Origin of the sequence: Paenibacillus sp. FSL R5-0470 (assembly GCF_037975205.1) — a bacterium.
In the GTDB taxonomy this organism is placed as follows: Bacteria; Bacillota; Bacilli; order Paenibacillales; family Paenibacillaceae; genus Paenibacillus_AQ.
Window position 1 is genome coordinate 5,084,267 of sequence record NZ_CP150238.1, and the last position, 15,462, is coordinate 5,099,728.

Below are 15,462 nucleotides of genomic sequence, written 5' to 3' on the forward strand. Positions count from 1 at the left end.
TTCTCCTTTCTGCCTTTAATAATTGACCCATTTTTTTTGCGCTAACATCTGCAGGGCTGTAATGATCAGGCAGATGAGGAACAGGACAAGTGCCATGCTTGAGGCATAACCCGTCTTCAATTGATTGAAGGCAGTGTCATATAGCTCATAAACGATAACGGTCGTGGAGTTGGCCGGTCCACCCTGTGTCAGCACTTGGATCAGATCGAAGATTTTAAATGAACCAATGACCCCTGTAACCAGCAGGAAAAAGGTAGTTGGCGAAATACAGGGAACCGTGATATTACGGAATTTCCGCCAGCTATTGGCCCCATCAATATCAGCTGCTTCATAAAGGTCCTTTGGAATACTCTGTAACCCAGCGATAAAAATAATAATGTTGTACCCGAGCTGAATCCAAATCTGGATCAACATAAGCGACGGTAAAGCATAATGGATATCAGCTAACCATTTTGGCGGATTACTCCACCCCAGTGACATCAGGAATTGATTGACAGGTCCTAGTGAGGGATGAAACATTACCTGCCAAACCATAGCGATGGCAACTACACTGGAGATGTAGGGAAGGAAGTAAATCACTTTAAACAAGTCCTTCAGGAACACCTGTTTATCAATCAGGATCGCTAACAGCAGAGCAACGATGATCGTAACCGGTACTGTGATAATAAAGAGCAGATTGTTCAGCAAGCTTTTCATAAAAGCATCATCATGAAACAGTCTTATGAAATTATCCACGCCCGCGAACTTAATCCCCCCTAACCCAGCCACAAAGTTCCAGTTCGTGAAGCTTAACAGCAGTGAGCCCAGCACTGGGATCAACGTCAAGATGATCAGCCCCAACATCAGTGGAGCGACGAATAAATACCCAGCGATTGCTTCGCGCGTATCCATTTTAAGATGAAATTTTCGTATCATAGTTCTCCTCCTTTACTTATCCATAATTGTAGAAAAAGTAAGCCGTAATCATAAGAACTAGAATTGTTCATTTTGGAACTAATTTTACCGATCCTTTAGTTGCGAAGTTTTCTAGACAACCAAGTATAAACGCCTTTGGCGTCCTTATAAGGACGCCAAAGGCGTTTATGCGAGAAATATAAGACATAAAGTATATTGTAAAACTTATACTTTCATATATTTGCAAAAAAAGCGCGAGCCAAGCTCCCGCCATCCACTACATTTCTATTTTTCCAAGTAAAGTAAAGATCGTTTTACACGGACGCAACCTCTACAACACCTTTTCCATCCCCACCCGTGCTTTTCAGCTTCTTACTAAAAATCATAAACAAGATGACGCCCATTAAGCTCGTTATAACTTCTGTTATGGTCATTGACCAGATCACGCCATGAAGTCCAAAAACAGAATGTAACACGATAATCATAGGGATAAACAATACGCCTTGTGTGATGGCCATAATGTTGGTTGGTACTCCCTGTCCTGTCGCTTGAAAAATACTCATAAACAAACCTGTAAATCCATTAAATAAAGCAGAAATCAGCATGGCTACCAAAATATAAGTTCCCATACTTAACACTGAAGGGTCATTCGAGAAGAAGTGCAGGATCGTTCCTCTAAACAGAAACACTAGACCTACAAAGACAAAAGCAATACCTCCGATATAGGCAAAAGCATGTTTAATCGTTGATTTAAGTCTCGCCATATTTTGACTAGCAAAGTTAAACGCAAATAGCGGAATCAAACCTAAGAATAGGCCCATTGATAAGAACTCCGGAACTTGCACAATTCTTAAGGCCACACCAAATCCGGCAACCACATTTTCTCCATATTGAATCGCGAAGTTATTTAACAAAAGCGTGCTCACAATCACAAAACTGAATTGTAATAACTCCGATACACCTATTTTGTATACTTCTAATTGATCTCGAACAGATATCTTGAAATGCTTCAAAAATCCTCTTAGATGCTCACTTTTCGTTTCTAAAAAATAGACATAATAAATCGCGGAACCCACATTCGCTAAAACCATCGCCAACGCAGCACCTGCCACATGCCATTTCAGCACAAGAATAAAGAGTGGATCAAAAATTAAACTTAAAGCCGTACTAATAAAGATACCGTACATCGATTCTTTGGAGGCACCTTCGGAACGGACTAGCTGTTCCAAGGCAAAATTAAGCACAATGGCAAATCCACCGGCAAAAAGGGTCAAAGCATAAGCCTTAGTAAAGTCTAGAGTAGCAGCATCTGCGCCTAGTAATCGCGTAATTGGATCAATCGCTAACATCGCTATTAGAGCAATAAGAATACCCACTATAATGCTTCCATAAAAAGTGTATCCGGCAACCTTCTTTCCCTTGTCCGTATCCTTTTGCCCCGCGAGCCTTGTAATAAATGTTCCGCCACCTACGCCAAGCATATTCCCAAAGGCCATAAGGACTGTGAAAATGGGTAGACCCAGCGTAATGGCAGTCAGCATACTAGTATTGTGGAGTAAGCCAATGAAATAAGCATTGATTACATTATAGATGGTACCAACAGACATCCCGATCATCATAGGAATGGATAAATGAGCAATTGCCTTCTTGATCGGCGCCGATTCTAAATAATATTGATTGGAGACTTCTGTTTCCATGATTAACCCTCCGAACGTTTATAGACTTGAATTAACCTTTTGCAGTAAAGACTTTAAGTTTGCTGTTTCTTCCGGACTGAGTGCTTTTGTAATGCTTGCTTCTACCCCTGAGAAAATCTCATTGAACTCCTCGACCAAAAGAGCGCCCTTTTCCAAAACAAAAATGCTCTTCTGCCGTTCATCATTTTCAGGTGTGACACGCTTGATATAGCCTTTCTTTTCTAACCCTTGAAGCATGCTGGTGATACTCGCCCCTTTTCTATTAAAGACTTCCGCCAAATCCTTTTGAATCACACCTTTTTCTTGATGCTCAAAAATATAACCGATCATGCGTCCTTGCTGTGAATTCAGCCCTAGCTCATTCAGCCTGGCGTCAGCTGTACTTTTTAGTTTCATCCCGATCTCTCGAATCAAATTAGAAAATGGTGTATTTTCAACGGGTTTGCTCATTGTTATTTCCTCCGCATTCGTATTAGTTAGAACTCTAAGTAACATCATTATCATAATAGTTAGAACTCTAACTGTCAATATTCTAAGTAAATAAACTGATTTTATTCTTCCTTTAAGGTAAGTACATGACTGCGGTGAATGTTTGGACTTCCGGCCGCTGTTCCTTTGTAGAATGTTTTTTTAGTTCACCTTATTAAAAAAAGCCCCTCTCCAGCACATGCCCGTAGACATATACTGAAAAGGAGCGATTAGAGAAACTTACTTCACAAGTTCTTCCAGCTTTCCGAATAAAGCGGTTTTCGATTTCAGCTTTGAAGCATTGCCGACCACCGTGAAATAGTTCTGTTCCGTCACAGCCTTAAGTAAATCGGTGTACTGTCTGATATCTTCTGGTGTTGTCGACAAGATTTCATCCCGCTCTCGCTGCAGTTCGGCCTCTGTCACCTGTTCAAAATAATGTCGGTCCGCCCGCCGTCCCTGTGCGCTGGGACTAAGAGGCTGATCCAGCATAGATAAGGTGCCAATGATCGCTTTGGTCATCTCATCGGGATCTGCTTCATACCCCTCAACAAATCGATAAGCCTGATCATAAACCTCCAGTGTCTCCTGCAAATTCGGATCACGGTAGGAGGTGAACATCATTATCCCATCTCTGCGCAGAACCAGGTTTCCGCCATACGCACCGCCCTTCACACGTACGGCATTCCACAGATAGGTAAGGCTCATGATTTTCTTGAGCACCTGCATTTTGCCTGAATATGTGAATCCTAGCTTAGTGAAGTCGTATCCCTTAACCACATATTGCACCTGGCTGGAAGACATGAATCCTTCATTGTCCGCATGTCCCTGTGCCGTAATCTTAGGCCTATTTACTACTGGCCGATCCTGGATACCCAGCTTCGCTGCATTAGCTATGAATTCTTCATACAAATCAGGCGTACCAGTCACGCTGATGATCAAATTGTTTTTATTGAACAAATCCCCACAGATGCCCTTTAGTGTGTCTGCCACCTGAGCTCCCTGTTGGTCGAACGTCTCCGCAAGCTCGCGGATAAAGCGGTAATAAGTAACACCGCCCTGTTGTTCCTGATAAGCTCCCATATCCGAGAAATAGGACATCAGGCGGCTGGCCGCAATCTCATTCCCTCTTTGATTCAGAATCGATTCCATCTGCGAGGCTTCCCGGCGGACGATTTCCTGCAGCTTGGTCAGATTGTCGAGCGCACTTGTGTAGAGTATCTCTCGCAGCAGGTCCAGTGATTCACCAATATGCCCCGCCATCACCTTCACCAGCGCAGAGAATTTAGGCTGATAGCTCGCCCCCGTAGCTTTTGCAGCGCCATAGAGCTCATTCCTGAAATATATGCCCCCGGTTTTGATCCCGATTTCACTGGTGAGCTCTTCGATGCTGTAGGACGCAGTCTCCATTTGACCTAATACCTCTGCCAGCAGCACTAAATAAGGGATTCGCTCAGGAGCTATAACACCCGTATCCCAATAAAGTTTGCAGTAGGCAATCTTATGGGTAGCTACCTCATGGTGGACCACCTTTATGCCCTCATAGATTTGTTCATGGGTCGGCACCTGAGGTTCTACGCTGCGGTTAATATCCTGTAAAGACAAGCTCGGTAGCTTCTGTAAATCTTCGGCTGCATCCGCACGACTCTGCCGCGCCAGAAGATGCTGTGTACTCTGAACAAGCTGCTCCAACTGATCTGGTTGCAGTGACGCTTTGTATTGACTCAATTGATGCTGAGTGGATGCTTCCTTTTCCGCTGCGATCGTCTTGGACGGGTTCAGTACCACCACACTGCAATGATCACTGTTCAGCAAATAGTCCTCAATCAGCTTCTCAAAATAACGGTCCGCAAGCTTTTCCCGAATGACCGTGAGCACCTCTTCATAGCGCATGTGAGTAGTCGGCTGACCGTCATAGAGCCAGGACTTCATCACTTCGATATTGTAAGTAAGACCCTTCGGATACTGGTTAAAGTCCGCTTCCCGCAGTTCAAATTCCTTACTGTTGACCGCTGCCAGCACCAGCTTCTCATCTAGTCCGTCCTGGACCAAACGCTTTAATGTAGTCTTCACCAGCTTCACAAAGGCATCTTTGGAAGAGGCATTGGAATGCGTCAGCGTAATACCAAGCAGCGGTTGAACCATACTGTCGGAGTAAAAAGCAAACGCGTCTTTGCCAAGTCCGCTTTCGAGCAAGGCTTGCTTGAGCGGAGCTGCGTTGCTGTCCATCAGCATGCTTTTTAAAATATCAAAAGCAAGGTTCAGTTCCCGATCAGTAGAAGTTCCAATCACATAATTTAGACTCAAATAAGTCTTATCAGTGGCTGTTTCTGCTTCCAGAATCGGATAATCCGCTACCAGCTCCGTCATTCCAATGGGCTGTTGTAGCGCAATGGAAGTATCGAAGCTATTTCGTTCATAAGACCCAAGATATTCCTGGTCTATAAATTGCAGCTTTTCTTCAATATTAACGTCTCCGTAGAGATAAAAATAACTGTTGGACGGATGATAATAATTGCTGTGCGCCTTGAGAAACTGCTCATAGGTTAGCGCAGGAATTTCCTGTGGATCTCCACCTGAAGAATGACGGTAAATCGTGTCCGGATACAATGACTTTTTGATTCTATCCATCAATACCGTAGTCGGCGAGGAATATGAACCTTTCATCTCGTTGTAAACCACGCCTTTATAGATTAACTCATCTTCGGGATGCTGAAGCTCGTAATGCCAGCCCTCTTGCTCAAAAATTTCTTGTTGCTTATAAATATTCGGTTGAAAAACACTATCCAGATAAACCTCCACCAAATTAGAGAAGTCCTGATCGTTCCGGCTCGCTACTGGATACATCGTCTTATCCCCAAACGTAAATGCGTTCAGGAACGTCTGCATCGAGCCTTTCAGTAATTCTACAAAAGGTTCCTTGACCGGATATTTCTCTGAACCACATAATACGGAATGCTCCAAAATATGAAAGACCCCCGTACTATCTTCAGGCGGGGTCCTGAAGCTTACACTAAATACCTTGTTGTCATCCTGATTCTGCACGAACAGCAGCCTGGCGCCGCTCTTCAGATGTTCCAGCGTGAATACGTTGGATTCGTTCTCCGGGATAAATTCCTCATCAACAACCTGAAATCCATAATAAGTGTTCCCTGTGATCAAACGGCTCATAGATTTCCCTCCTCTGTTTAGGGATATGATAACTCTACATGAGCTTATCATATCCCTGGGCGATTATTCCATCAGTAGAAGGTCTCCGGGATTAATTTCTGGTTCACATAAAACAAGACCACGCCAGTATAATTACTGACAAAGCCTTGTTTTATTTCAAATGATCTTTTAATATTGCTCCGAGTTCAGCTGTGTATTTAGTCAACCTTAAGCTTATCTCTGTACGCATAACATCTCGAGTTAAACCAAAGCGTTCCTGATATCCTCGGCAAAAGATTTTGTAATACACCAAGAATTCCTCCTGTTCATCTGCCAGCACCCTGATATTCCGCTGTTTCAGCTCTTTTTGCAGCCGATAAGTATCCTGCATGATCCGGCGTTGAATGGCTTGACCAGCCATCAGATAGGCACGTTTAAGAATGTTGCTGGAGGGCTCGATCTCTTTCAGGCTCTTGCTAACCATAGTATCTATATAAGGAAGCAAAATGAGATCTCGAACCATCGTACGTTCCTCCACAGTTATCATTTTATCTGGGTTCTCACGCTGCTGTTCCTCGTACTGCTCAACATGCTCGGTCATGATCATTTTCGTTTTCCAGCGTTCATTACCCTCAAGTTTACTCATTTATAGTGACCTCCAATCTGTTCAGCTCTTTCTAGGGCAACACCGGATTCAAGCATAGATGAAGCTCTGATTAGAGCTTTACTGCCATAACGAGCTTTTATTTGATCGATTGCACGTTCTTTGTTGTAAGCCCGAACCCTGTCATCAAAGAGTGTAAGTTGGATGACGCTATCATCTGATAGGTTAGTCAAGGAAATCGCTAATCGACCTATGGGAAGGCCCGACCAGTTGTCTGCAAATAATTTTTGCGCAGCAACAGCTACTTCGTGTGTTAGTGATGTGGGTTCGGGCAATGTCATCTGACGCTCGTAAGCATTTGAACGCTCTCCGTCCGTCTCTAAAACTGAAATAGATACTACCGATCCCATATAACCATACCGCCGGGCTCGCTGGCATACTTCAATGACGAGCTCAAGCAGCACAACCTCAATATCCGTATGCCTGGTGTATAAATTCCAGCGCAAAGCCTTGCCATGTCCCACTGATTTGATTTGATGACGCATTCCTGTGACCACTGGACTAGGATCTAGCCCGCGCGCAGTTTGCCAATAATATTCCGCTTGAATATCACTTTGCTTACCCATGGTAGTTCGCATTCGTCGCTTAAATTCTGACAGTTCCATTCGCGCAATATCTCCAATTGTGGATATACCCATACGCCAAAAATTCTTGGTCATTCTAGCCGCTACCATAAACATATCCTGCACGGGAAGTTTCCAAAGGGTCGTCTCTAATTGGTCAAAAGAAAGTTCATAGATCCCATCCTTCATCTTTTTGGCGTAGTTATCTGTCGCCATCTTTGCCATAACCTTAGTAGATCCAATACCTACCCGTGTCCAGACTCCCGTCGAAAGTAAAACATGGTGCTGAATTTTATGAATCATATCCTGCAGCGATCCTCCGAAATACGCAAGAGATCCTGTGACATCCAGAAACTGCTCATCGATACTGTAGGGTTCTACCAGATCGGTATATGTTCGGTAAATCTCTGATATTAAGAGTGATACTTTAATGTAAGTCCCCATGCGTGGCCTTATTACGATTAGCTCTGGGCATTTTGCTAAAGCTTCACCTACACGCGAAGCCGTTGTTACCCCCTTCGCTTTTGCAAGCGGGCAGGCCGCCAACACAATACCGTTCATTCTTGTTGGATCCCCCACTGCAACAGGTTTATCTCGATATTCAGGGTGGGCAGCTTTCTCCACGGAGGCGTAAAATGCCTGGCAGTCAGACAGTAGTATGACACGCTCCTTAGGCATGACGCTTTTCCTGCACGGGCTGCCATGAAAGAATATTTGCTGCCAAGAACATGCGAGGCGTTCCTGTAGTCAGACAGCTTGCTCGTATGCGTCCGTCACGGATACTGTGTATTTCAATTTTCCGCTGGCTGATATTTCTCGCCTTATCCTGATATATAATTTCAATTATTTGGCCGATGCTGATTTGCATGCGATCGCCTCCATAAAAATAAGAACACTTGTTTGTATTATATGCGTAATCGGGAATTTTAAGCAACAAAAAAGGTGAGGTAATTTCCCCCACCACATCGGATCTGATTTTTTTAAAGCTGAGAATAATCTAATCCAGACCGAACGAGATCACAGTTCATTAGAGTGCATCCATGTGCTATAAAAAATGAGCATCCAGACCTGCGTATTCAACAGAGATTGAACAGAGAACGAAAAAAGTTTACACTTTGATAGAGTAAATAACAGTAGTAAATTATTGATCTGTACTCAAAAGCTTTTTCTAGAAAGGAATTTTGCTAATGTTCCGTTCCTCCTACACCTTTCGTTCGGAAGAAGAAGCTTCCATGCTTCTGTTTGATTCTATCGGTTGGGAACAACTCGATTCACCTGCCTACTCCTTCAACGGCCAGAACCGGACGGAGAGAAGTTGTGTTATTTTTCAGTACACATTATCGGGAGAGGGTAGAATTGAAATAGATGGGGTTGTTCATCGGTTAACGAAGGGCAAAGCTTTTCTAGTGACTGTCCCCAGCATACACAGGTACTATTATCCGGAAGAAGGCACCGAGCCTTGGGAAGTTTTATGGCTCAATCTGCGGGGGCCTTTAGCGATTTCACTTTGGAACCAACTCGCTGCTCATTGCGGTCCAATTGTAGAACTCCCCCAAGAATCGGTTTCGATAGATTTATTGTGGAGTACATTCAAGGACATTCAGGTTCATGAAGAAAGAGATTTGCATCTTTTAACGGGAAAAGTCTTTCAGTGGATCTTGTCCATGGAGAAATACCTCAAGAAACCAAATTTGTTAACCACTTATATAAAAAATGACAAGCTTCACGCCGCTATTCAATTCATGAAGGATGATCTGCATAATAATAATCTAAGCTTAGACGATGTTGCCGCTCATGTTGGTGTTTCCAAACATCATCTTTGCAGACTGTTTCAAAAAAACATCAATCTTTCACCCTTTGAATATTTAAAAAGACGGCGGATCGAGTTGGCAGCTTCCAAGCTTAAAACAACAGATTTGAGTATCAACCAGATTGCGACGGAAAGCGGATTTGATAATGCCAGCTACTTCGGAAAGGTTTTCCGGTCCTATTTTGGGGTCAATCCTTCGACTTACCGCGAACAGGATCTGGCGTTCCAAACCAAACATGTATTTTTCGAAAATTGATCCATATAACAAAGGAGCAAGCCAGTGGCTTACTCCTTTTCTTATTAAACCTCTTTGAGTACAAATAATAAGCTTTTGAAATCGCCCTCAAGCTGTGGAAGTGAGAGTCCGAAGTGCATCAGCTCATCCCCTCTGTACACTTCACCGTTAAGCTCAAGTTTGTAGTTCTTAGCTGGGTCGAGTCCTTTCAACCGCAATCTGCGGAGAGGTGCATTAGGCTCGGCCAGAACTCTGAAATACGTGGCAAAAGCTTCTTTTTTATCATCCGAAACAAACATCCATGCAGTCTGATTCCCCTCAAATGGACTAAGCAGTCGATAGAAATCACCGAACTGTATCAGCATTCTCAGTTCCTTGTACTCAGAAACCTGCTTACGGATATCTTCGCGTTCAGTTTCAGTTAGCTTGGTCATATCTAGTTCGTAGCCGAAGTTACCAGACATCGCAACATGACCGCGTGTTTCGAGTGGTGTGATACGGTGCACCTGATGGTTAGGAACAGCCGATACGTGAGCACACATAGAACTTGCAGGATACACCATGCTTGTTCCATATTGGATCTTCAATCTTTCAATCGCGTCCGAATCATCACTGGTCCAGGTCTGTGGCATATAGTAAAGCATTCCCGGATCATATCGTCCGCCGCCGCCGGAGCAGCTCTCGAACAAAATATGAGGGAAACGGGTGACGATACGCTCCAGCACATCATAAAGTCCAAGAATATAGCGGTGAGCCGTTTCGCGTTGACGTTCCGCTGGCAGAAGAGCAGATCCAATCTCCGTCATATTCCGGTTCATATCCCATTTCACATAAGTAATCGGAGCCGATGACAGCACGGAGCTAACCGAATCAACGATATAATCACATACATCCTTACGGGATAAATCCAGAACGAGCTGCTGGCGAGCTAACGTTCTTTTGTGACCTGGTACATGAAGACACCAGTCCGGATGCTCACGATAAAGATCACTTTCTGGCGATACCATTTCCGGTTCGAACCATAATCCGAATTCCATGCCCATTGCTGTAATATCTTCTCCAAGTTTTCCAAGACCTTCAGGAAGCTTGCGGCGATCCTCTACCCAATCTCCGAGGGAGCTATCATCATTGTCTCGTTTCCCAAACCAGCCGTCATCTAAGACAAACAGTTCAAGTCCGAGATCTTTGCCTGCTTGAGCGATTTCTTTGATTTTATCTGCATTAAAATTAAAATAGGTAGCTTCCCAGTTGTTGATGAGAATAGGGCGCTTACGATCACGGAATTCGCCTCTGCATAACCGGGTCCGATATAGGCGGTGATAAGTCCTTGATAATCCCCCAAGCCCTTGACTGGATCTTACCAGCACAGCTTCAGGAGCCTGGAAGGATTCCCCAGGTTCAAGCAGCCATTGAAAATTAAACGGTTGAATGCCGATCCCCACTCTGGAAATACCGTATGGATCCACTTCTGCTTGCGCAAGAAAGCTTCCGCTGTACACAAGGCTGAACCCGTATACTTCACCGTGGTCCTCTGTTGCATCTTTTGCAAGCAAAGCCATAAAAGGATTCTGCGTGGAGCTACTCGCGCCGCGCTTACTGTCAATTCGGTGGATACCAGGTACAAGCGGTCTTTTATAGATATGGCGTTCTCTCGTCCAAGTACCGGATAATTGCAGCATGTCATAATCGGAATCATGGAAGTCAACATTTGCGCTTAACACACGCTTCAGCACCACATTGTCCTTACCTTGATTCTCAATCCGCACAGAACGTGTGATCACATCCTGATTATTAAACACGGTGTAGCTTAATACAGCAATCAGTCCACTTTTGTCATCCTGAAGAAAAAGCTCCAGTGTCTCTGCTTCTTCTTCACTTTCAACATAAGTGGAAGGCAGTCCCTTTAACTCAGGTTTTCCTTTATTGATCTTATAGCTCTTATAAAGGAAATCCGTAACGGTCGTACCGTCTACCAAATGAACCTCAAGCGCTGGTTCCCGGAAATCACCATTCCCATAAGACGGAAATTCACTTGGAATAGTGTCGAGGGAAATCCTCTTGTCCTCCATCGTATAGGTCGGGCTAAAGGAGCAACGTTCCACCAAATTCAGCGGCTGCACTATTCCTTCTAATTTAGGACCCCAATAGATATGCGCTGGAAGCTCACCTCTAACGACTTCAATAACGTAGCTGGACTGCTCAGACTGTAAATGAAACACCTTGCGGCTGTCATCATAATAAATGCTCATAATATCCTCCTACTCTTCTTATCAGATCTTGTTGTAATATAACTGACTTAATTTATCTTGTTGTTTGAAGTCTATTTTAAAGATAATTGGAAGGGGATACAATCTTAATATCTATACCTTAAGTAGTAAAATATTGATCTATAAAAAATTCAATTTCATGTTATTAAGCTTTGCAGAACAATAAATGATTATTAGCGGCTATAGTAAAAAAAATACATAAAAAAAGAGGCCCCAAGATAAGGGCCTACTTCCTGTGAATCTTCCTAATTAAATATCAAATACGGAACGTACAGTAAGCTGTGCACGAAGTTCTTCCACCGTAGCTGGCTTGTCGAGATCTTTTTTAGCGATGGTAATGGTCCTAGTTGTACCACCCGACATATCAAAATAGTTGTCGCTGAAGATGGCATCTCTCTCCTTGAAGTCTAGGCCGACAAAACGAGCATACGTCTTAGCCTTCACGGTAATGACAAATTTTTCTTCTTTCTCGGTAAGCATAGCTTCAAGCTCAGGGTCAACGAAGCTAAAATGCTTCGGCTTAACAAACAGGACCGTGCCGCCACTCTTTGTCTCGCTCTCTACCTCAAAAGAATATTCCAGATAAGTCTCACGTTTCTTCCCTTTCGTATCCAGTATGTGGCCGAAATCAAGCTGTTCGAACTCAGCAGTACTTAACGCGGCAATCTCCACTGGCTTTGTGCCTTCCAGCAAGACCTCCGATGTCGTAGTAAGCAGTCTCCAACTCAGTTCACCAATAACTTGTTCTCTGCTTTCGTTAGAGACATGAAGGGAGACCTTCGTTCCTTCGTCATGGGCAGAAACAAGAATCGGCGCGAAGAAATGTTTAGCCGCATAATGCATAGCCTTCCACCGGCCATAATAGTCGATACTGGACCAAGAAGCTACCGGCCAGCAGTCATTCAACTGCCAGTACAATGCACCCATGCAGCGACCTCTATGTCTACGCCAGTGCTCAACGCCGCAACGCATCCCTTCTGCTTGGATCAGCTGTGAGGCATACAATACAGACTCAAAATCTTTCGGATATTTGTAGGTCTCCCCAATATAATAGAGAATTTTCTCATTCCCGGTATTGTTCTTCTGATGGGACTCCATGACATAAGAGAAGATATTGCGATCCTCCGGCAGCGTAAACGACTCGATGGTCTTCAAGCCCGGAAAAGACTGCAATCCGAATTCAGACATATAGCGCGGATATAGCTTCCGGTAATCGGTAAACGGTTCTTTCCCATGCCAGACCCCCCAGTAATGCATATCTCCGTAATTCTCGTCATTCGGCTTGTCAAAGCTCCCCTTGGAGGAGGGTGAAGCACGCCAATAGAAGGTATTCGGATCAATTTCTTTAGCTATTGCCGGTAGAAGCACCTCATATTGCTTAATATAATCTGCCTTAAGCTGCAGTGAGTAATGCTTCTCCCAGTCCCATTCGTCCCAAGCCAGCTCCTGCTCGTTGTTGCCGCACCACAAGCCTAGCGAAGCATGATGGCGAAGACGTTTCATGTTATCGATGGTCTCGTGAGTGATATTCTCCTCGAAGGCTTCCGTCAGAGCATAAATGCCGCAGGCATACAGATGATCCTGCCAGACAATGAGGCCATATTCATCGCACAGATCATAGAAATAGTCATCCGGATAATACCCGCCACCCCATACGCGAATCGTATTGAAATTGGCAGCGACACAGCTTTGGAGCAAGCGATCCGTGCGCTCCCTAGTTACGCGAGGTAGAAGATTATCTTCCAGAATATAGTCGGCACCTGTAGAGAAAATAAGCACACCGTTGACTTCAAAAGCAAACGATTCTCCCCACCGATCTTCTTCCTGCTTCACAGTAATGGTTCTAAGTCCAATCCGCAATTCTCTACGATCTAACTCCTGCGCCTTTTCCTCAATTACAACCTCTACGTTATACAGTGGCTGAGCACCGAGATTATTCGGCCACCACAGCTCTGGCTCCATAATTTCCAGTGCAATATGATGATCCGTTCCAATCATTTCAGACACACGATGCTCAATGCACAGACCCGCTGGTGTGTGAACTTTAACCACAATTTCTCGATCAGCCGCTTGCCAGCTCTCTGTTCTAACTCGAACATCCAGCATGACCTTATCCTTCTCATGGAATTGAGTAATATAAACATCATCAAGGCGAGCACTGTTGTAACCCTGAATAGAGAGACTACGCCAGATTCCTAGATCGGGTAACTTTGGACCCCAGTCCCAGCCGAACATGGAGTGTGCTTTGCGCAGATGAGATATCCCCTCTACCGCATCCGCACATCCACTAAGCGGCAACTCCGCTTGCTTTCTTAGGGTAAATTCTACCGGGGAGCGAAAAATAGCATGAATGATATTTTCTCCGGGTATCAATACAGACTTAATATCCACTTCATAGGTCCGGTGCATATTGTCACTGTTCAGAATATTAGTTCCATTCAGAGAAAGCTCACAAAGCGTATCGAGCCCTTCACACAGCAGAAATACTCGGTCATGCTCTAGTACGCCTGCTTCCAGCTGAAAACTACGCTTATATTCGTAATCGTAATTGGACAGTTCCAGAACCTCATACTCCTGCTCGCGGTAGAACGGATCTGGCATTTCACCTGCATTCAACAAATCATGGTAGACAGAGCCTGGCACGCTACCTTCCAGCCATTTCGGTTCATGAAGCCGTTTCATTTCCCATTTTCCGTTTAGATTGACAAGTTGCATATTTTCGCCTCCACAAATGTGCTATTTTGACTTCTTGTATAAAAATTTTAACAATAATATGTATACATTTCTTCTATTGTGTTCGCAAAAATAGTGTGCTATTTTAACATCACTAACACTGGAGGAAAAACATGATCAAATACACTGAGGCAAGCCATATAAACCCCGAATTGCTAGCTGATCCCTTCTGGGTAGAATCTCTGAGTCAGGTATCCCCAGAACATACGCATGATTTTTATGAATTTTTCATACTCACTGAAGGCCGGTGCCGGCATATCGTCAACGGGGCTGCCCAGCTTCTTCAATCTGGCTGCCTTGTCTTCATCCGGCCCGATGATACCCATCGCTATGAAGCTGACGGGGATAGCGATTGCCGCTTTCTGAACATTCCCTGCCGAAAAAGCCTCATTAATGATGCCTTTAGTTACCTGAATGAAGAAGGATTCCTTCACGGGCTATTACATACTCCGCTCCCTAGAATCGCCATGTTATCTCAAATGGAGATGGATGATTTCATTCGTTCTTTCGAACGCATCCGAATGCTTTCTACCTTAGACAAAGTAAAGTCCAGGATTTATCTGAAAGGAATACTCGTAGATACACTTACCCAGCATTTTTTCTCTCCAGAAACCATCGAGCAGCCAGAATTCCCACTGTGGCTCGAACATGCCGTTTCCAAGATGCATCTAAAAGAAAACTTAAACAAAGGCCTTCATGCCCTGTACGAGTTATCGGGCAGAAGCGCCGGTCATGTCAACCGGGCCTTTCGCCAGTACTTGAACCAGACACCAACAGAATATATCAACCAACTTAAGCTCAACGTGGCACGTAATCTGCTACTTACTACTGAACTACGTGTGGTCGAAATTGCTCTGGAGTCCGGCTTTGACAATGTCAGCCATTTCTATCATCAATTCAAAAAGTACTATCACCAGGCTCCGCTGGATTTCCGCAAGAATGCGCATGCTAATAGACTAGTTTAATTAACATTTGAAAACA

Annotated in this window: 11 protein-coding genes; 2 read left to right on the forward strand and 9 right to left on the reverse strand. The window is 44.2% G+C overall.

Annotated features, from left to right (window positions below):
* Nucleotides 1-15: 15 nt before the first annotated feature.
* The 7 genes from MKY99_RS22560 to MKY99_RS22590 form a co-directional block, all read right to left on the reverse strand.
* A complete protein-coding gene (locus MKY99_RS22560; protein WP_042190714.1) occupies nucleotides 16-915 on the reverse strand; it encodes a sugar ABC transporter permease in 900 nt (299 codons plus the stop codon).
* A gap of 293 nt (nucleotides 916-1,208) precedes the next feature.
* On the reverse strand, nucleotides 1,209-2,591 hold the full coding sequence (locus MKY99_RS22565; RefSeq protein WP_339266453.1) for an MATE family efflux transporter: 1,383 nt from the start codon (nucleotides 2,589-2,591) through the stop codon (nucleotides 1,209-1,211).
* A gap of 18 nt (nucleotides 2,592-2,609) precedes the next feature.
* Nucleotides 2,610-3,041, reverse strand: a complete 432-nt coding sequence (locus tag MKY99_RS22570; protein WP_042190718.1) for a MarR family transcriptional regulator — start codon at nucleotides 3,039-3,041, stop codon at nucleotides 2,610-2,612.
* A gap of 258 nt (nucleotides 3,042-3,299) precedes the next feature.
* Entirely contained in the window at nucleotides 3,300-6,230 is a 2,931-nt protein-coding gene (locus MKY99_RS22575; RefSeq protein WP_339266455.1) for an insulinase family protein, read from the reverse strand.
* Between the two features lie 151 nt (nucleotides 6,231-6,381).
* On the reverse strand, nucleotides 6,382-6,855 hold the full coding sequence (locus MKY99_RS22580; protein WP_339266457.1) for a hypothetical protein: 474 nt from the start codon (nucleotides 6,853-6,855) through the stop codon (nucleotides 6,382-6,384).
* Nucleotides 6,852-8,114 carry a DNA polymerase IV gene (locus MKY99_RS22585; protein ID WP_339266459.1) on the reverse strand — a complete coding sequence of 421 codons (1,263 nt, stop codon included), beginning with the start codon at nucleotides 8,112-8,114 and terminating at the stop codon, nucleotides 6,852-6,854. Before MKY99_RS22585 ends, MKY99_RS22580 begins: the two co-directional genes overlap by 4 nt.
* On the reverse strand, nucleotides 8,107-8,304 hold the full coding sequence (locus tag MKY99_RS22590) for a hypothetical protein (protein WP_076284709.1): 198 nt from the start codon (nucleotides 8,302-8,304) through the stop codon (nucleotides 8,107-8,109). Before MKY99_RS22590 ends, MKY99_RS22585 begins: the two co-directional genes overlap by 8 nt.
* A gap of 319 nt (nucleotides 8,305-8,623) precedes the next feature.
* Here MKY99_RS22590 and MKY99_RS22595 point away from each other — a divergent pair, with 319 nt between their 5' ends.
* Nucleotides 8,624-9,502 carry an AraC family transcriptional regulator gene (locus MKY99_RS22595; RefSeq protein WP_042190729.1) on the forward strand — a complete coding sequence of 293 codons (879 nt, stop codon included), beginning with the start codon at nucleotides 8,624-8,626 and terminating at the stop codon, nucleotides 9,500-9,502.
* A 44-nt stretch (nucleotides 9,503-9,546) separates the two neighbouring features.
* On the opposite strand, the gene MKY99_RS22600 is transcribed toward MKY99_RS22595, so the two are convergent.
* Both MKY99_RS22600 and MKY99_RS22605 read right to left on the reverse strand, forming a co-directional pair.
* A complete protein-coding gene (locus tag MKY99_RS22600; protein ID WP_339266460.1) occupies nucleotides 9,547-11,730 on the reverse strand; it encodes an alpha-galactosidase in 2,184 nt (727 codons plus the stop codon).
* A gap of 267 nt (nucleotides 11,731-11,997) precedes the next feature.
* Entirely contained in the window at nucleotides 11,998-14,463 is a 2,466-nt protein-coding gene (locus MKY99_RS22605; protein ID WP_339266462.1) for a glycoside hydrolase family 2 protein, read from the reverse strand.
* Nucleotides 14,464-14,594: 131 nt separating this feature from the next.
* On the opposite strand from MKY99_RS22605, the gene MKY99_RS22610 reads away from it, so the two are divergent.
* Nucleotides 14,595-15,446: a helix-turn-helix domain-containing protein gene (locus MKY99_RS22610; RefSeq protein WP_339266463.1), complete on the forward strand. Its 852-nt coding sequence runs from the start codon at nucleotides 14,595-14,597 to the stop codon at nucleotides 15,444-15,446.
* Nucleotides 15,447-15,462: the final 16 nt, after the last annotated feature.

Bases quoted from the DNA above. Each gene is read 5' to 3' on its own strand.
- MKY99_RS22560 (WP_042190714.1), bottom strand. From the start codon at position 915: ATGATACGAAAATTTCATCTTAAAATGGATACGCGCGAAGCAATCGCT.
- MKY99_RS22565 (WP_339266453.1), bottom strand. From the start codon at position 2,591: ATGGAAACAGAAGTCTCCAATCAATATTATTTAGAATCGGCGCCGATC.
- MKY99_RS22570 (WP_042190718.1), bottom strand. From the start codon at position 3,041: ATGAGCAAACCCGTTGAAAATACACCATTTTCTAATTTGATTCGAGAG.
- MKY99_RS22575 (WP_339266455.1), bottom strand. From the start codon at position 6,230: ATGAGCCGTTTGATCACAGGGAACACTTATTATGGATTTCAGGTTGTT.
- MKY99_RS22580 (WP_339266457.1), bottom strand. From the start codon at position 6,855: ATGAGTAAACTTGAGGGTAATGAACGCTGGAAAACGAAAATGATCATG.
- MKY99_RS22585 (WP_339266459.1), bottom strand. From the start codon at position 8,114: ATGCCTAAGGAGCGTGTCATACTACTGTCTGACTGCCAGGCATTTTAC.
- MKY99_RS22590 (WP_076284709.1), bottom strand. From the start codon at position 8,304: ATGCAAATCAGCATCGGCCAAATAATTGAAATTATATATCAGGATAAG.
- MKY99_RS22595 (WP_042190729.1), top strand. From the start codon at position 8,624: ATGTTCCGTTCCTCCTACACCTTTCGTTCGGAAGAAGAAGCTTCCATG.
- MKY99_RS22600 (WP_339266460.1), bottom strand. From the start codon at position 11,730: ATGAGCATTTATTATGATGACAGCCGCAAGGTGTTTCATTTACAGTCT.
- MKY99_RS22605 (WP_339266462.1), bottom strand. From the start codon at position 14,463: ATGCAACTTGTCAATCTAAACGGAAAATGGGAAATGAAACGGCTTCAT.
- MKY99_RS22610 (WP_339266463.1), top strand. From the start codon at position 14,595: ATGATCAAATACACTGAGGCAAGCCATATAAACCCCGAATTGCTAGCT.